Source organism: Pseudomonas sp. TH08, from assembly GCF_016651275.1.
GTDB lineage: Bacteria > Pseudomonadota > Gammaproteobacteria > Pseudomonadales > Pseudomonadaceae > Aquipseudomonas.
The window spans coordinates 436,414-453,244 of sequence record NZ_JAEKEE010000001.1 but is presented as its reverse complement, the minus strand read 5'-3'; the positions used below and the strand labels follow the sequence as shown (position 1 = coordinate 453,244).

General features: G+C 60.8%; 18 protein-coding genes. 13 read left to right on the top strand and 5 right to left on the bottom strand.

The features are described from left to right. Nucleotides 1-79 precede the first annotated feature (79 nt). From nrdR to JFT91_RS02080, 12 genes are all read left to right on the top strand, one after another. Nucleotides 80-544 carry a transcriptional regulator NrdR gene (gene nrdR / locus JFT91_RS02135; protein ID WP_007910946.1) on the top strand — a complete coding sequence of 155 codons (465 nt, stop codon included), beginning with the start codon at nucleotides 80-82 and terminating at the stop codon, nucleotides 542-544. Further along, entirely contained in the window at nucleotides 541-1,674 is a 1,134-nt protein-coding gene (gene ribD, locus JFT91_RS02130) for a bifunctional diaminohydroxyphosphoribosylaminopyrimidine deaminase/5-amino-6-(5-phosphoribosylamino)uracil reductase RibD (RefSeq protein ID WP_201231461.1), read from the top strand. The genes nrdR and ribD overlap by 4 nt, the downstream gene beginning before the upstream one ends. Before the next feature lie 47 nt (nucleotides 1,675-1,721). Further along, a complete protein-coding gene (locus tag JFT91_RS02125) occupies nucleotides 1,722-2,387 on the top strand; it encodes a riboflavin synthase (RefSeq protein ID WP_201228667.1) in 666 nt (221 codons plus the stop codon). A gap of 30 nt (nucleotides 2,388-2,417) precedes the next feature. Then, complete coding sequence (gene ribBA / locus JFT91_RS02120) at nucleotides 2,418-3,509, top strand: bifunctional 3,4-dihydroxy-2-butanone-4-phosphate synthase/GTP cyclohydrolase II (protein ID WP_201228666.1); 1,092 nt, start codon at nucleotides 2,418-2,420, stop codon at nucleotides 3,507-3,509. A 234-nt stretch (nucleotides 3,510-3,743) separates the two neighbouring features. Next, nucleotides 3,744-4,220 carry a 6,7-dimethyl-8-ribityllumazine synthase gene (gene ribH, locus JFT91_RS02115; protein WP_003228649.1) on the top strand — a complete coding sequence of 159 codons (477 nt, stop codon included), beginning with the start codon at nucleotides 3,744-3,746 and terminating at the stop codon, nucleotides 4,218-4,220. Continuing rightward, nucleotides 4,217-4,717 carry a transcription antitermination factor NusB gene (gene nusB / locus JFT91_RS02110; RefSeq protein ID WP_008081844.1) on the top strand — a complete coding sequence of 167 codons (501 nt, stop codon included), beginning with the start codon at nucleotides 4,217-4,219 and terminating at the stop codon, nucleotides 4,715-4,717. The genes ribH and nusB overlap by 4 nt, the downstream gene beginning before the upstream one ends. An 18-nt stretch (nucleotides 4,718-4,735) precedes the next feature. Further along, nucleotides 4,736-5,701 carry a thiamine-phosphate kinase gene (thiL, locus tag JFT91_RS02105; protein WP_201231460.1) on the top strand — a complete coding sequence of 322 codons (966 nt, stop codon included), beginning with the start codon at nucleotides 4,736-4,738 and terminating at the stop codon, nucleotides 5,699-5,701. Further along, nucleotides 5,698-6,201 (top strand): phosphatidylglycerophosphatase A, encoded by a 504-nt coding sequence (locus JFT91_RS02100; RefSeq protein WP_201228664.1) that lies wholly within the window; start codon nucleotides 5,698-5,700, stop codon nucleotides 6,199-6,201. Before thiL ends, JFT91_RS02100 begins: the two co-directional genes overlap by 4 nt. 37 nt (nucleotides 6,202-6,238) lie before the next feature. Further along, on the top strand, nucleotides 6,239-6,976 hold the full coding sequence (locus JFT91_RS02095; protein WP_201228663.1) for a substrate-binding periplasmic protein: 738 nt from the start codon (nucleotides 6,239-6,241) through the stop codon (nucleotides 6,974-6,976). Between the two features lie 240 nt (nucleotides 6,977-7,216). Beyond that, nucleotides 7,217-7,834: a GTP cyclohydrolase II gene (gene ribA / locus JFT91_RS02090; RefSeq protein ID WP_201228662.1), complete on the top strand. Its 618-nt coding sequence runs from the start codon at nucleotides 7,217-7,219 to the stop codon at nucleotides 7,832-7,834. Next, a complete protein-coding gene (locus JFT91_RS02085; RefSeq protein ID WP_201231459.1) occupies nucleotides 7,831-8,250 on the top strand; it encodes an MFS transporter in 420 nt (139 codons plus the stop codon). Before ribA ends, JFT91_RS02085 begins: the two co-directional genes overlap by 4 nt. Further along, on the top strand, nucleotides 8,250-9,050 hold the full coding sequence (locus JFT91_RS02080; protein WP_201231458.1) for a cobalamin-binding protein: 801 nt from the start codon (nucleotides 8,250-8,252) through the stop codon (nucleotides 9,048-9,050). The genes JFT91_RS02085 and JFT91_RS02080 overlap by 1 nt, the downstream gene beginning before the upstream one ends. Nucleotides 9,051-9,201: 151 nt before the next feature. On the opposite strand, the gene JFT91_RS02075 is transcribed toward JFT91_RS02080, so the two are convergent. From JFT91_RS02075 to JFT91_RS02055, 5 genes are all read right to left on the bottom strand, one after another. Beyond that, a complete protein-coding gene (locus JFT91_RS02075; protein WP_201231457.1) occupies nucleotides 9,202-11,085 on the bottom strand; it encodes a TonB-dependent receptor domain-containing protein in 1,884 nt (627 codons plus the stop codon). Between the two features lie 142 nt (nucleotides 11,086-11,227). Further along, a complete protein-coding gene (gene dxs, locus JFT91_RS02070) occupies nucleotides 11,228-13,126 on the bottom strand; it encodes a 1-deoxy-D-xylulose-5-phosphate synthase (RefSeq protein ID WP_201231456.1) in 1,899 nt (632 codons plus the stop codon). Between the two features lie 91 nt (nucleotides 13,127-13,217). After that, the gene (gene ispA, locus JFT91_RS02065) at nucleotides 13,218-14,105 is read right to left on the bottom strand and encodes a (2E,6E)-farnesyl diphosphate synthase (protein ID WP_201231455.1); all 888 of its coding nucleotides are present in this window, start codon (nucleotides 14,103-14,105) and stop codon (nucleotides 13,218-13,220) included. Next, on the bottom strand, nucleotides 14,102-14,344 hold the full coding sequence (locus tag JFT91_RS02060; protein ID WP_003228627.1) for an exodeoxyribonuclease VII small subunit: 243 nt from the start codon (nucleotides 14,342-14,344) through the stop codon (nucleotides 14,102-14,104). The genes ispA and JFT91_RS02060 overlap by 4 nt, the downstream gene beginning before the upstream one ends. Nucleotides 14,345-14,614: 270 nt before the next feature. Then, complete coding sequence (locus JFT91_RS02055; RefSeq protein ID WP_201231454.1) at nucleotides 14,615-15,748, bottom strand: Fic family protein; 1,134 nt, start codon at nucleotides 15,746-15,748, stop codon at nucleotides 14,615-14,617. Between the two features lie 277 nt (nucleotides 15,749-16,025). Between JFT91_RS02055 and JFT91_RS02050 the strand changes: the two genes are divergently transcribed. After that, nucleotides 16,026-16,817 (top strand): YfaP family protein, encoded by a 792-nt coding sequence (locus JFT91_RS02050; RefSeq protein ID WP_201228655.1) that lies wholly within the window; start codon nucleotides 16,026-16,028, stop codon nucleotides 16,815-16,817. Nucleotides 16,818-16,831 lie beyond the last annotated feature (14 nt).

Genomic DNA, 16,831 nt, shown 5'->3' with positions numbered 1-16,831 from the left:
TGTATACCGCAAACCCTATGGCTTGTCTTGCCACCGGGATGCGCTACCATGGCCCTCCCTTTTTTTGTTGCCAGCCACCATGCACTGTCCCTTCTGCGGTGCCAACGACACCAAGGTCATCGACTCGCGTCTGGTCGCCGAGGGCGAACAGGTGCGCCGCCGGCGTGAATGCCTGGCCTGCGGCGAGCGTTTCACGACGTTCGAGACGGCCGAACTGGTGTTGCCGCGCCTGATCAAAACTGACGGCAGCCGCCAACCGTTCGACGAAGAAAAACTCCGCGCCGGCATGCAACGCGCCCTGGAGAAACGTCCGGTGAGCGTCGAGCGCCTCGAATCCTCTCTGGTTCACATCAAGCACAAGCTGCGCGCCACCGGCGAGCGCGAGGTCAAATCCCTCGTGGTCGGTGAGTTGGTGATGGCCGAATTGCAAAAGCTTGATGAAGTCGCCTACATCCGTTTCGCCTCGGTCTACAAGCGCTTCCAGGACCTCAACGAGTTCCGTGAAGAGATCGATCGTCTCGCCCGCGAACCGGTGAAAGAATGACCAGCGCCGCCGAACAGGCCATTCTCGACGCCCACTTCATGGCCCGCGCACTGGAACTGGCGCGCAAAGGTCACTACACCACGCACCCCAATCCTCGGGTTGGCTGCGTGGTGGTGCGCGACGGGCAGATTGTCGGCGAAGGTTGGCACGAACGCGCCGGTGAACCCCACGCCGAAGTCCACGCCCTGCGCGCCGCGGGTGAACTGGCCCGGGGCGCGACGGCTTACGTCACTCTTGAACCGTGCAGCCACCATGGCCGCACACCGCCGTGCGCCGATGCGCTGGTGAATGCCGGTGTTGGTCGAGTGGTCGCGGCGATGCGTGATCCGAATCCGCAAGTCGCCGGACGTGGTTTGCAGCGACTTGCCGATGCCGGTATCGCCACCGCAAGCGGTGTGCTGGAAGGTGAAGCGCGCCTGCTCAACCAGGGTTTCCTCAAGCGCATGGAGCATGGCCTGCCGTTCGTGCGGGTCAAGTTGGCCATGAGCCTTGACGGTCGCACGGCAATGGAAAGCGGCGAGAGCCAGTGGATCACCGGCCCGGCTGCGCGTTCGACAGTCCAGCGGTTACGCGCTCAGGCGGCTGTGGTGCTGACCGGCGCCGATACGGTGCTGGCCGACGGCGCACGCCTGACGGTTCGTGCTGACGAGTTGGGTCTGGATGCCGAGCAAACCGCACTGGCCATGAGCCGTCCGCCCCTGCGGGTGCTGATCGATGGCCGCCTGCGCGTGCCGCTGGATGCACCGTTCTTCAAGGCTGGCCCGGCGTTGGTCGCTACGTGTGTCGCGATCGAAGAGCAATACGCCCACGGTCCCGAGTGTCTGATCGTGCCGGGTGATGACGGTCAGGTCGATCTGCACAAATTGCTGGTCGAGTTGGCCAACCGTGGCGTCAACGACGTGCTGGTCGAGGCCGGTCCGCGTCTTGCCGGTGCTTTTGCGCAGTTGGGGTTGGTCGACGAATTCGTGATCTTCATCGCCGGCAAGTTCCTCGGCTCCACAGCGCGCCCATTGCTGGACTGGCCGCTGGCCTACATGAAGGATGCACCGGAGCTGAAAATCACTGAAATTCGCGCCGTTGGCGATGACTGGCGAGTCACTGCCATCCCTGTCCTTTCGGCGAGCGTATAATTCCCGGCCATCGTTACTACGCTGGCCTAGTTCTCAAGGAGAACCCCATGTTTACCGGCATCATCGAATCCATCGGCAGTATCCGCGCACTGACCCCAAAGGGCGGTGATGTGCGGGTACACGTCGCAACCGGCAAGCTCGACCTGAGCGACGTCAAACTCGGCGACAGCATCGCTGTCAACGGCGTGTGCCTGACAGCGGTCGAGTTGCCGGGCGACGGCTTTGCCGCCGACGTCAGCCGTGAAACGCTGGACTGCACCGCCATGAATGACCTGAAAAGCGGCAGCCCGGTCAATCTGGAAAAAGCCCTGACCCCGACCACCCGTCTCGGCGGGCACCTGGTCAGCGGTCACGTTGATGGTGTCGGCGAAATCGTCTCCCGTGCCGACAATGCCCGCGCCGTGGAGTTTTGCATCCGCGCGCCGAAAGACTTGGCCAAGTACATTGCCCATAAAGGCTCGATCACCGTCGACGGCACCAGCCTGACCGTGAACGCGGTCGATGGCGCCGAGTTCATGCTGACGATCATTCCGCACACCCTGAGCGAAACCATCATGGCGTCGTACAAGCCAGGTCGTCGGGTGAATCTGGAGGTCGACTTGCTGGCGCGCTATCTGGAACGTCTGCTGCTGGGCGACAAGGCCGCAGAGCCTGCATCCGGTGGCACGATCACTGAAAGCTTTCTGGCCCAAAACGGCTACCTCAAATCCTGAAGCTCTAATTCGAAAGAAGGGGGGTGCCTTGTGGCGCTCAATAGCATCGAAGAACTGGTTGAAGACATCCGCCAAGGCAAGATGGTCATCCTCATGGATGACGAAGACCGCGAGAACGAAGGCGACCTGATCATGGCCGCCGAATGCTGCAAGGCCGAGCACATCAATTTCATGGCCAAGCATGCCCGCGGCCTGATCTGCATGCCAATGACCCGCGAGCGTTGCGAGACCCTCAAGCTGCCGTTGATGGCGCCGCGCAACGGTTCCGGTTTCGGCACCAAGTTCACCGTCTCGATCGAAGCGGCCGAAGGCGTGACCACCGGCATCTCCGCCGCCGACCGTGCGCGCACCGTGCAGGCCGCCGCTGCCAAAGACGCCAAGGCTGAAGACATCGTCAGCCCGGGCCACATCTTCCCGCTGATGGCTCAGGCCGGCGGCACCCTGGCACGTGCGGGCCACACCGAAGCGGCTTGCGACCTAGCGCGAATGGCCGGTTTCGAGCCGAGCGGCGTGATCTGCGAAGTGATGAACGATGACGGAACCATGTCCCGTCGCACTGAGCTTGAAGCCTTCGCTGCCGAACACAACATCAAGATCGGCACGATTGCTGACCTGATTCACTACCGGATGATCCACGAACGTACCGTTCAGCGGATTGCCGAGCAGCCGCTGGACAGCGAACTGGGCCAATTCAACCTGGTGACCTATCGTGATTCGGTGGAAGGCGACGTGCACATGGCGCTGACCCTGGGCACCGTTTGCGCTGAAGAACCAACGCTGGTTCGCGTGCACAACATGGACCCGCTGCGCGATCTGCTGATGGTCAAGCAACCGGGCCGCTGGAGCCTGCGCGCCGCGATGGCTGCGGTCGCCGAGGCCGGCAGCGGTGTGGTGTTGTTGCTCGGTCACCCGCTCGATGGCGACGTGTTGCTGGCGCACATCCGTGAAACTGGCGATCAGCCAGCGCCGAAAAAACCGACGACCTACAGCATCGTCGGTGCCGGTTCGCAGATCCTCCGTGACCTCGGTGTACGCAAAATGCGCTTGATGTCGGCGCCAATGAAATTTAATGCGATATCCGGTTTCGATCTGGAAGTTGTAGAATACGTGCCCTCCGAATAATGACCGGTTGTTTCCGACATTGTTGGCGCAGATTCTTGTGGTGAGGGGATTCATCCCCGACGGGCTGCGCAGCGGCCCTATTTTGGGACTGCTGCGCAGTCCATCGGGGATAAATCCCCTCGCCACAGGGGTGTGATCAGGTAGCAATGCGGATTTTTCCGGCCATGTATTCGTGGCTAATATCACTGAGGGACGCGTACGAGACGCGTCCCGGCTCTTTAAGAGATCTGACGAATGACCCTGAAGACCATCGAAGGTACCTTCATCGCCCCTAAAGGCCGCTACGCTCTAGTAGTGGGCCGTTTCAACAGCTTCGTGGTTGAAAGCCTGGTCAGCGGTGCAGTTGATGCCCTGGTTCGCCACGGCGTGAGCGAAAGCGACATCACCATCATCCGCGCACCTGGCGCCTTCGAAATCCCGCTGGTTGCGCAGAAAGTCGCTCAGAAAGGCGAGTTCGCAGCAATCATCGCCCTTGGCGCGGTCATTCGTGGCGGCACTCCGCACTTCGAATACGTGGCAGGCGAGTGCACCAAGGGTCTGGCCCAGGTGTCCATGGAGTTCGGCGTTCCGGTCGCTTTCGGCGTCCTGACCGTTGATTCCATCGAGCAAGCCATCGAACGTTCCGGCACCAAGGCCGGTAACAAAGGTGCCGAAGCTGCCCTGTCCGCGCTGGAAATGGTCAGCCTGTTGGCACAGTTGGAGGCCAAGTGATTAGCGACGAAAGCGATCGTTTCAACCCGCGCGATCCGCGTCCAACCGACGCCGGCAAGCCCTCGAAAAGTGAAAAGCGCCGCGCTGCCCGTCAGTTGGCGACTCAAGCGTTGTACCAGCGCCACATGGCCAGTACTTCGCTGAACGAAATCGAGGCGCAGTTTCGCGTCGACAACGATTTCACCTTCGCCGATGCCAGCTACTTCCACGACATCCTGCACGGTGTTCCGGCCAGTCTGACCGAGATCGACACTGCGCTGGCGCCGTGCCTGGACCTGACCATCGAAGAGCTCGACCCGGTTGAACTGTGCGTACTGCGCCTGTCGACCTGGGAACTGCTCAAGCGCGTCGACGTGCCGTACCGCGTTGTGATCAACGAAGGAATCGAACTGGCGAAAGTCTACGGTTCCACCGACGGCCACAAGTTCGTCAACGGTGTGCTCGACAAGCTGGCCCCGCGCCTGCGTGAAGCTGAAGTGAAGGCGTTCAAGCGCTGATCCGCGCTTGATATCGCAATGGGCGAGTTTGAGCTGATCCGCAATTTCTTCGCCGCCGCGCCTTGTGCGCAGGGCGGCGAGGGCGTTGCACTGGGGATTGGCGACGACTGCGCCTTGCTGGCGGTTCCCTGCGGGGAACAGCTGGCGATTTCCACCGATACGCTGGTGGCCGGTGTGCATTTTGCCGACCCCTGCGATCCGTTTTTGCTCGGTCAGCGCTCGCTGGCCGTCGCGGTCAGCGATCTGGCCGCCATGGGTGCTACGCCCATTGCCTTTACCCTTGCCCTGACTGTGCCAACGATAACCGCCGATTGGCTGCAGGCTTATGCCCGCGGTTTGAACCGTATGGCGCAGAGTTGCGGTGTGGCGTTGATTGGCGGGGATACCACGCGCGGGCCGTTAAGCCTGACCGTCACCGTGTTCGGTCGCGTTCCCACAGGCCAGGCCTTGACCCGCAGCGGCGCGCAACCGGGCGACCTGCTGTGCGTTGGCGGCGAGTTGGGCAATGCCGCTGGCGCGTTGCCGCTGGTACTGGGCCAGCGCGACGCCGCAGCGGACATTGGCCAGCCATTGCTCGACCATTATTGGTCCCCGCAGCCACAACTCGCTCTCGGTCAGGCCTTGCGCGGCAAAGCCACTTCAGCGCTGGATATCTCCGACGGCCTGCTCGCCGATTGCGGGCATATCGCGCTGGCGTCGAAAGTGCGGCTTGAGATTGAACGCGAGCGCGTACCGCTGTCGGATGCCTTAGTCGCGTTTCTCGGCCAGCGCGGCGCCGAGCGTGCAGCGCTGAGCGGTGGCGATGATTATGTGTTGGCCTTCACGCTACCGTCCGTCGAGTTGCCTGCGCTGCTGGCGGACGGCTGGCCGATCCATGTCGTCGGCCGGGTAACAGAGGGGCAGGGCGTGGCGCTGCTCGATCGCGAAGGGCGTGACATCACCCCGCAAATCCGCGGTTACCAACATTTTCAGGAGTCACCGTGACAGATCACCCGAAACAGGTGCCGGGGGAATTCGTGCCGCCATCGGTCTGGCGCAATCCTTGGCATTTCATTGCGTTCGGCTTCGGTTCGGGCACCTTGCCAAAGGCGCCGGGTACGTGGGGGTCGTTAGTTGCGCTACCCTTTATCCCGTTATGGCAGATGCTGCCCGACTGGGGTTACTGGCTGATGCTCGGGATCACCATGCTGTTCGGCTTCTGGCTGTGCGGCAAAGTCGCCGACGATCTGCGGGTACATGACCACGAAGGCATCGTCTGGGACGAAATGGTCGGGATGTGGATCACTCTGTGGCTGGTACCGGAAGGCTGGTACTGGTTGCTCGCGGGGTTCCTGGTGTTCCGCTTCTTCGACATTCTCAAGCCCTGGCCGATCCGCTGGATCGACCGGCATGTCCACGGCGGCTTTGGCATCATGCTCGACGATGTGCTGGCGGGTGTGTTCGCCTGGCTGACCATGCAGGGACTGGTGTGGATTTTCGCCTGATTGTCAGGGTGATCAGGATCAAGTGAGGGAACTAGGGATGGCGCGAGGCTGGTTGGCGGTGGTGGTTTTTGCTCTGCTGGGCTCTGTGGCCAGTGCGCAAGACGCTGCGCCGACGCCTGCGGTCATCCATTTGGCCAGCGAAGACTGGGAAGACTACACCGCCGCCGACGGCCATGGCCTGGGTTGGGACGTGTTGCGCAAGGTCTTCGAACCCGCCGGCGTAACGCTGGATATCCGCACCGAGCCCTACACCCGTTCCGTCGGTTTGGCGCAGCGCGGTGAAATCGATGCCTGCGTCGGCTCCTATCATGAAGAGGCCAGCGATCTGCTTTATCCGCGCTGGAACTTCGACACCGATCATATCTACGCCCTGGGGCTTGCCAGCAACCCGGCGCCGACCGCGGAAACCCTCGGCAACTATCGTCTGGCCTGGGTGCGCGGCTACGACTATCAGAGTTACTTGCCCAATGTGCACAGCTACAACGAAGTCATCCGGCGCACCGGGATTTTGTCGATGCTGACCCACAATCGGGCCGACTATTACATCGACGCGCAGACCGAAGTCGATTACGTGGTCAGTCGGGCGAAGGATCCAACGCAATTTCGCAAAACCCATATCGCCGAATTGCCGCTGTATCTGTGCTTCGCCAATACGCCGCAGGCGCGCACGTTGATGGGTTTGTTCGACCGGCGCATGGACCAGTTGGTGAAGAGCGGCGAGTTGAAGCCGATCTTCGAGAAGTGGAAGCAGCCCTACCCATTCGTCTCTGACTGAAGCCCTGCGCAAATCCTTTGTAGGAGTGAGCCTGATCGCGATAGCGGTCTCATTCAAACGTTGATGTAGCTGACACACCGCCTTCGCGAGCAGGCTCGCTCCCACAGGGATCCGCAATGGCCGGGAGATATCAAACTTTTTGATCGTTATGCCCGATAATTCAGCCTAAGCGCCTGCCCAAAGCTGCTGTTACAATGCCGCCCAGCGAATCTTCAGACTTTTTAGATCAGGAGCACACCGGTGCCTGTCGTTTTTGTCGCCGCTTCCAAGCTGCCAACGCCTTTTGCGCAATTCACCATGCACGGTTTTCTCGATGAAGCCACCGGCCGCGAGCACGTCGTGCTCAGCCTGGGTGAGTTTGCCGACGGTGCCCCTGTACTCGGCCGGTTGCACTCCGAATGCCTCACGGGCGATGCCTTGTTCAGTCAGCGTTGCGACTGCGGCTCGCAACTCGAAGGCGCGCTGAAAGCCATCGCCCGTGAGGGCCGTGGTGTGTTGCTGTACCTGCGTCAGGAAGGTCGCGGTATCGGTCTTTTGAACAAGATCCGCGCCTACGAATTGCAGGACGGCGGCGCCGACACCGTTGAAGCCAACGAGCGGCTGGGTTTCGCCGCCGACCAGCGTGACTACGCCATGTGCCTGCCGATGCTTGAGCATCTGGGCGTGAAATCCCTGCGCCTGATGACCAACAACCCACGCAAGGTCAAAGCCCTGACCGACATGGGTATCGTCGTCGCCGAGCGCGTGCCGTTGCACACCGGGCACAATCCGCACAACAAGCTGTATCTGGCGACCAAGGCCAGCAAACTCGATCACATGATGGGCAACGAGCATCAAGGCGAGGTAGACCGGGCGTGACGCGCGGTCAGGTGCGGCGCCGGCTGTCGGTCGCGTGGTGGAAATACCTGGCGCTGGCATTGGTGCCGCTCTTTGTCCTCAACGCTCTGTTCGGCCAGGGCGAGGCAACTCTGCCCGTGTTGGCGATGCCGCTGTTCATTGCCGGTGTGGCGTCGATGTTTGTCAGCCTGAAGTTTTTTGGCCGCTACAAACATGCATTGATCGCCACGCAAAAAGCCCTCGATACCCCTGAAGAGCCTGCAGCCTGGATTGCCCTCGCCGCGACTCGGCGCTCCGCGTTCCTCGCGGCAGCCTTGCCAGCGTGGATCGGAGCATTGGCAGTATTCGTCGGTCTCGAAGCGGTGCCGTTGATGCTGCTGGCGCTGTCCACCGCCGTGTTGTTTTATCTCTACCGTATCCCGCGTCAACTCGGCTGATGCGCCGTCTCTGGCTGGCGGTTGTGCTGTTGGCCGTCACTGCTCCGGCGCTAGCGAGCCTGCGGGTGGTCAGCCTCGCACCGTCCCTGTCTGAAATTGTCGTTGAACTGGATTCGGCTGACCTGTTGGTCGGGGTGCTGGATGCCGGTGAACGTCCTGCGCAAATTTCCAACATTCCGTCGGTGGGTCGTTACGGTCAGTTGGATATGGAACAGTTGCTGAGCCTTAAACCTGATTTGTTGCTGCTCTGGCCCGGCAGCGTCGGCCCGGCGCAGCGTGATCAGTTGAAGCGTTTGGGTATTCCTACCTTCGTCGCCGAACCGCATTCTTTAGATCAACTCTCCACGCAGATAGAAGCCATCGCCACACAATTGGGCAGGCCTGAGCGTGGGGTGAAACTGGCTACTGATCTGCGGCAAAAACTCGGCGATCTGCGCCAGCGGTATCACCGGGAAGTACCGTTGCGGGTGTTTTATCAGGTGTGGGACAAGCCGCTGTACACCGTCGGTGGCGGGCAGATCATCAGTGATGCGCTGGAGGTGTGCGGGGCGCGGAATGTGTTCAGCGACCTGACCTTGCCTGCGCCGCAAGTCAGTATTGAAGCGGTATTGCAGCGAGATCCGGAAGTGATTCTGGCGGGTGATCAGGCGCAGTTGAAAGCGTGGAACGCCTGGCCGCAGGTAGCCGCCGTCAAGCAGCAGCAATTACTGTTGGTCACCGACAAAGGCCTCGAACGCCCAAGCGGCCAGATGATCGACGCCACCGCCAAACTCTGCCAGTTGATCGCACCTAGCCAATAACTTGTGGCGAGGGGATTTATCCCCGTTGGGCTGCGAAGCTGCCCCAAAATCTGCCAATGCTTTTTTCAGTTTGATCGCATCGGCGTTTATTGCGACTGCTGCGCAGCCGAACGGGGATAAATCCCCTCGCCACAAGGGAGGGTGGAAAGTCTTAGCGTTGAGGTGTCCAGGTGACGCCAAACATCCACGTCCGGCCTTCTTCGCGATAACCATACTGGCTGCCGTCGTAGCTGTAATTCGCGCGGCTGTAACCCTTGTCCAACAGGTTGTCGACCTTCAGATCCAGCTTGATCTCGCGGTTCAGCGCCCAGCTGCTGCGCAACCCGAACAGTGCATAACCGCCCAGCGGGTTTTCATTTTTCAGGTCGTCATAACTGCTGCTCACCGCCTGCCAGCTCGCACCGACGCCGATCTGGTCAAACTGCCGATCCAGATCCCAGCTCAACGTACGCCGTGCACGCCGCGCCAAGGTATGCCCGGTATCCCGATCGCGAGGATCGATGATCGACACACCGAGGTTACTCTGCCAGTCGAACAACTCCTGCTTCAGCGCCGCTTCAAAGCCGTTGATCCGCGCCGAAGCGACGTTCTCCGGGCGTGAATTGCTGCCAAAGATAATCGCGTCCTGCAGATCCGTGCGGTAGATCGACGCTTCCAGGCGACTGCTGTCGCTCAACTGGCTACGCCATTGCAGTTCGTAGCTTTTGGAGGTTTCCGGCTTCAGGTTGGGGTTGCTGTAATCCGGGTAATACAGGTCGTTGAAGGTCGGCGCGCGGAAACCTTCGCTGTAGCTGAGCAACAGGTCATTGTCGGGGTTGAGCGGCAGGGTGAACGTGCCGCTCCAGGTGTTCTGGCTGCCGAATTGCTGGTTGTCATCGTGGCGCAACCCCAGCTCGGTGGAAAAGCTGTCGGCCTGATAACGATGCTGAATGAACGCGGCGCGGTTCCAGCGGCTGTCTTCGTCAAACGCGGTGCTGCTGTTGACCTGGTCTTCATACCAGTCGCCGCCAAGTATCAGGCTGTTACGTGCGTCGAGCGTCAGGTCGTTCTGCCAGTTCACCGAGTCGCGATAGGTGTTGAACACCGTGCGTTCGTCGCTGAGCTTGTCGAGAGTCTTTTCGCGGTTCTCGGTGTGGCCGAATTCGACGCGGGTTTTCCAGGTTTCGTTGACCCGGGCATCGACGTAACTGCTGACGCTGCTGACGTTGAAATCGCTGTAGGGCTGCTGCTGGACCGATTCGAAGGTGTTCATGTCGAAGCGGCCGAACGGGTTGTCGAACTCACTCTTGCCACGGTTATCCAGCAGGTTGGCACCGACTTCGATGTCGTCGGTCAGCGCGTGGCTGAGGCTCAGGCTGACCGATTTATTGCGATAGGCATCGTGATCGCCGTCGCTTGGATACGACTCGTGGGTACGGTCGATCCCGGCGGTTTCATCGAGGCTGGCGCCGAGGTTGAAGCGGGTTTTGTCATCGCCACCGGACAGCCCGAGGCTGCGTTCCCACGTTTGGTTGCTGCCGAAGCCAACATGCATGCGTGGCTGCAAACCTTGCTCGGATCCGCGCCGGGTGAAAATCTGAATCACGCCGCCAATCGCGTCGCTGCCGTAAATCACCGAGCGCGAACCACGCAGTATTTCCACGCGTTCGATCTGATTGATGTTCAGGTGTTGCAGATTGCTGTCGCCGGAAGTCGAACTGCCGATGCGCTGGCCGTCGACCAACACCAGACTCTGCGCCGATTGCGTGCCGCGAATGTAGATCCCCGGCAGGCTGCCGCGCCCACCAGCCTGCGCCACTTGCACGCCCGGCACGCGCCGCAGCAGATCCGGTACGTCGCTCGGTTGCAGGCGATCGATGTCTTCACGGGTGAAAACGGTGTTGGCGGCGCTGCTGTCGTTGCGCGCTTCGACCTGACGGTTGGCGGAGATCAGCATGTCCGGCAGCTTCAAGGCCTGGTCACGCTCAAATGTGTCGGCGAAAGCGTTGGCAGCAGGCAGCAGAATAAAGGGCAGGGCGAGGCGCGAGAGTTTCATGGCAATCCATGGCTTATGCAAAACCGTGTAGGAGCTGCCGAAGGCTGCGATCTTTTGATTTTGCTTTTTTAGAAAGGTCTGGAGCCGCCGAGAAGCAGGATCAAAAGATCGCAGCCTTCGGCAGCTCCTACAGGAGGGACGCTTAGCGGTTGAGGAGGGCCAGACGCTGACGAATCGACGCTTCGATCCCTGCTTCATCCAGTCCGCACTCGGCCAGCATTTGCGCCGGTTTCGCGTGCTCGACGTAGATATCCGGCAAGCCCAGATGCAGCATCGACTTGAGGATGTTCTCGCGGGCCAGGAACTCGCTGACCGCGCCACCGGCGCCGCCCATGATCGCGTTCTCTTCGATGGTCACGAGCAATTCGTGGCTGCCGGCAATCTCGCGTACCAATGCTTCGTCGAGGGGTTTGACGAAGCGCATGTCGACCACGGTCGCATCGAGCTTCTCGGCGACTTTCAGCGCTTCGGCCAGTTGTACACCGAACACCAGCAAAGCGACTTTGCTGCCTTGGCGACGGACGATGCCCTTGCCGATTTCAATCGGCTGAAGATCTTTCTCAATGGTCGCATTCGGGCCGTTACCGCGCGGGTAGCGCACAGCCGCCGGGCCGTTGTAGAGGTGGCCGGTGGTGAGCATTTTGCGCAGTTCGTTTTCATCGCTCGGGGTCATGATGACCATGCCCGGGATGCAACGCAGATAGGACAGATCGAAACTGCCGGCGTGGGTCGGGCCGTCTTCACCGACCAGACCTGCGCGGTCGATGGCGAACAATACGTCGAGGTTTTGTACTGCGACGTCATGCACCAACTGGTCGTAACCGCGCTGGAGGAACGTCGAGTAGATCGCCACCACTGGTTTCGCGCCCTCGCAGGCCATGCCGGCGGCGAACGTCACCGCGTGTTGCTCGGCAATCGCCACGTCGAAGTAGCGCAGCGGGAAACGTTCGCTGAACGCCACCAGATCCGAGCCTTCCTTCATTGCTGGCGTAATACCGACCAAACGTGGATCAGCCGCCGCCATGTCGCACAGCCATTCGCCAAACACTGCCGAATACTTGGGGCCGCCAGCCTTTTTCGGCGCAGCAGCCGGAGCGTCGACAGGTTCCAGTTTGGTGATCGCGTGGTAACCAATCGGATCGACTTCCGCCGGAGCGAAGCCTTTGCCTTTCTTGGTGACGATGTGCAGGAACTGCGGGCCTTTCAGATCGCGCATGTTGCGCAACGTGGCGATCAGGGTTGGCAGGTCGTGGCCGTCGATCGGGCCGATGTAGTTCCAGCCCAGCTCTTCGAAAAGGGTGCCGGGAACCAGCATGCCTTTGGCGTACTCTTCGGTGCGACGGGCGATTTCCCAGGCGCCGGGCAGGCGCGACAGGACTTTCTTGCTGCCTTCACGCATGCTCGCGTAAGTGCGGCTGGAGAGGATCTTCGCCAGATAATTCGACAGACCGCCGACGTTGCGCGAGATCGACATGTCGTTGTCGTTGAGGATCACCAGCATGTTGGCGTTGACTTCCGGCGCATGGTTCAGCGCCTCGAACGCCATGCCCGCGGTCAGTGCACCGTCGCCGATCACCGCAATCGCCTTGCGATCACTGTTCTGCAGGCGGGCGGCAATCGCCATGCCCAGCGCAGCGCTGATCGAGGTGCTGGAGTGGCCGACGCCAAAGGTGTCGTATTCGCTCTCGGCGCGGCGCGGGAAGGCAGCGATGCCGTCCTTCTGGCGCAGCGTGCCCATGCGCTCGCGGCGACCGGTGAGGATCTTGTGCGGATACGCCTGATGACCGACGTCCCACAGCAACCGGTCGTCCGGCGTGTCGAAGACGTAATGCAACGCGATGGTCAGCTCGATCACGCCCAGGCCAGCACCGAAGTGCCCACCGGTCTGACCGACCGTGTAGAGCAATTCCAGGCGCAACTCATCGGCCAGGGTTTCCAGCTCGGCTTCGCCTAACCGGCGCAGGCCGTCCGGCGTATTCGCGCGGTCGAGCAGGGGCGTGGTCGGGCGCTTGCGGGGAATCTCATGAAACGTCGTGGGCATCAGGCGAATCGTTATAGGTATAGAAGAGGCGGCAGTTTACCTGATGCATCGGCCCCTGCCCACGCGTTGGTTTTTTTTGGCTGATACGCCGTCAGCTACGGCGCTCGACGATATACCGGGCCAGCTCGCGCAACGGCTCGGCCGCCGCGTCAAACGGTCGCAGGGCCTGCAGGGCCTGATCACGCAGTTCCAGCGCGTAAGCCTTGGCGGCGTCGAGACCAAGCAGGGCCGGGTAGGTTGGCTTGTCACGGGCAATATCGGCGCCCTGGCGTTTGCCGAGGGTTTCGGTATCGCTTTCGACGTCGAGAATGTCGTCCTGCACCTGGAAGGCGAGGCCGATGGCCTGTGCATAAGTCTGGAGGGCTTTGAGTTCGTCCAGCTCGGCGCGGCCGCTGGCGAGGGCACCGAGTTTGACGCTGACCTCGATCAGCGCGCCGGTTTTGTGCCGGTGCATCTGCTCAAGGGCTTTTTGATCAAGCTTGAGGCCGACCGATCCGAGGTCGATGGCTTGACCGCCGACCATGCCGGCCGGGCCTGCGGCATGCGCCAGTGCAGTGACCATTTGCAAGCGAATGTCGCTGGTGCAATCGCTCAGGCGCGGGTCGAGCAGGGCGCTGAAGGCCAGGCTCTGCAAGCCGTCGCCAGCGAGAATCGCGCAGGCTTCATCGAATTTTTTATGAGTGGTTGGCTGGCCGCGACGCAGATCGTCGTCGTCCATTGCCGGCAGATCGTCGTGCACCAGCGAGTAAGCGTGGATCAGCTCAACCGCACACGCGGCGCCGTTAGCCTGCTCAGCCTTGCCACCGAGCGCTTCACACGCGGCGTAAGCCAGCAGCGGACGCACGCGTTTGCCGCCGTTCATCACGCTGTAGCGCATGGCCTCATACAGACGCGCCAGTTCCGGCAGCGGCGCGTTGAGCAGGGTTTCCAGCGCCGCGTTGACCCGGGCCTGGCTGGACGCTGTATACGCTGCAATCATTCTGGCTGTTCCGCGTCGAAGGGTTCCTCGGCGAGTTCGCCATCGCGCTCCAGCAGCACTTGCACCTTCTGCTCGGCCTGCGCCAGCGCTGCCTGGCAATCACGGGTCAGGCCGATGCCCTGCTCGAAAGCGGTCAGCGAGTCTTCCAGCGACAATTCACCGTTCTCCAGACGCTCGACCAGTGTTTGCAGGTCGGCGAGGGACTGTTCGAAATCCAGTGCAGCTTTTTTGCGGGCCATGGCGGCGATTTCCGGTTGACGTTAAACCGGCGCGACACTAGCAGATAGGGGGGTTGTGGGCAAATGAGCAGGCCGATACTCGCAAGAACAAATGGGCCTTTGGGGAGAACAAAAATCCCTTGTGGCGAGGGGATTTATCCCCGATCGGCTGCGCAGCAGTCGTAATCGATGTTGACTCGGTTGACATGGAGATACGGGGTCGGCGTTTTTGGGCCTGCTGCGCAGTCCAGCGGGAGCAAGCTCCCTCGCCACAGGGATTGGTGTTGATTTTTAATGTGTGGGCTTGTCCGTATAGCTGATCTGATACCGCGTACTGCGGCCGCCTCCCGGCAATCGTTGCAGGCAACCCTTCTCCAGCAACTCCGCCAGATGCCGGGTCGCGGTGGCTTTAGATACATTGGCCACAGCCTGATATTGAGCCGCACTGATGCCGTGCTCACCGCCGTCAAGCAGGCGATTGAGCACTTTGATCTGTTCCACCGACAGTTCGGAATCACGATGCGTCTGCCAGAAACGTGTCTTTCCCAGCACGCTTTCAATCCGTGCGATGGCTTGTCGAAAGCTGCGCAATAAAGTCTGCAGGAACAACGTCAGCCAGTCAGTGATGTCCAGCGTGGCTTTCTGACTGGATTCAAGGATTCGGTAATAGCCGTCGCGATCATCGAGAATGCTGGCCGACATGGCATAAAAACGGATTGCCCGGGCTTCACCCTGGGCTAGTGCCAGATCGGTAATGGTACGGGTGAGTCGGCCGTTGCCATCGTCGAAGGGGTGCAGTGTGACAAACCAGAAGTGCGCGATGCCGGCGCGCAGCAGAGGATCGAGTCCAGCTTCATGCTGACTGGTCTCGAACCACTTGAGGAAACGCTCGAGTTGCTGCTCAAGGCCTTGCCTTGGCGGGGCCTCGAAGTGCACGGTCGGCCGCTCGATCCGTCCGGAAACCACTTGCACCGGCTCATCACCGCGCAGCGCAGCGACATTGATTGCGCGTGAGGAAAGACCATTTTCCTGTTCTGGAAACAGCAGCGAATGCCATTCCAGCAAACGCTCCAGCGTCAACGGCTCTGCGAAACGCCGGGTGGCGTCGAGCATCAGTCGCGCAAGGCCTTCACTGCGTGGACTGACGTTATCGTCATCAGCCGTTTCCAGCCCGAGGCGCCGCGCCAATGACGAGCGCACGGTGCCGACATTCAATTGCTCACCCTCAATGGCCGAGGAGGTCACGATGTTTTGCAGCAAGGCATCAAGTTCGGACTGAGCGCTCAGGGAATTGCTCACTGAGCCGGCCATGCCCAGCAATTGGCCTTCTGCCTGCACACACTCGCGCAGCAACAGCGTGAGGCGGTCTGCCTGCCAGTTGAAGTCGGGCCAATCGGGTTGCTGCCAGATCCAGTGAGTCGCCATGAGGTGTGGTTCCTGAGCGCGTGAGCCGAATAGAAAAGCTATTCGGCTCATTTTGTGAGCCGAATATGATGCCTATTCGGCTCACCGTCTACCGGGGGCCGTGATTCCCACAACAAATCCAGATGTATCCGATTGTTAAAAAACTGCCGAATGGCTAATCTTCGCGCCTTCTACGACCCGACAGTCACGGGTCTTTCAGACGAAACGCAGTTTTCACCGCTGTGAAGTACCGAGGATCGGGTGCAAGGTTTCGTTCAGGCATGGCAGGAGGCATCACATGCGTTCATTTCTTATGCTGCTGATCGGGTTGGCCTGCGCGCCTGCGCTGCTGGCGGCGCCGACGGCGGAAATGTCGGAACCGGTGGGCGGCTGGCGCTATCACGGTTTGCTCGACCGCACGGAAAACCCGCAAGTCGCCTATCCCACGCCGCCCATCGATCGCGGCATCCAGCGCAATCGCACGATGATCCAGGGCCAACTCAAGGCTATTGGCAATCAGCGTGGGCCGCATACGCTGGCGGTCAACGGCAACCCATTGAATCTGTACACCGACGATGACGGGCGTTTCGCCCGGCCCTACGCGTTCGGCGCCGGTTCCAACAGTGTCGAAGTGCGCAGCGCCGAAGGTCAGTCGCTCAAACGCGTGCAGTTCTATGAAGCCAACAACCTGCGCACGCCGGCGAAAATTCGCGTGGTGCTCGGCTGGGACGATCCCAAAGCCGAACTCGACTTGCACATCATTACCCCGGACGGCCAACACGCGTTCTTCGCGCATACCGCGTTGACCAACGGCGGCGGTCTGGACCCGGATGGCGTCGATGGCCCCGGCCCGGAAATGTTCACCATGACTGCGCCGTTGCATGGCACCTATCTGGTTTACGTCAACTATTGGGGCAACTTTGGCGATGGCGGCTATAACTTCGAGGAGACCAGCAACCAGAACGAGGTAATTACTTCGCAAATCACGCTGGTACTCAACGAGAACACCGTCGACGAAAAACGCGAGACCTTCATCGTGCCCCTGCGGGCGATCGGTGATCTGCTGCTGGTAAAGACTTTCAACTATTAAGCATCCCGCACCAC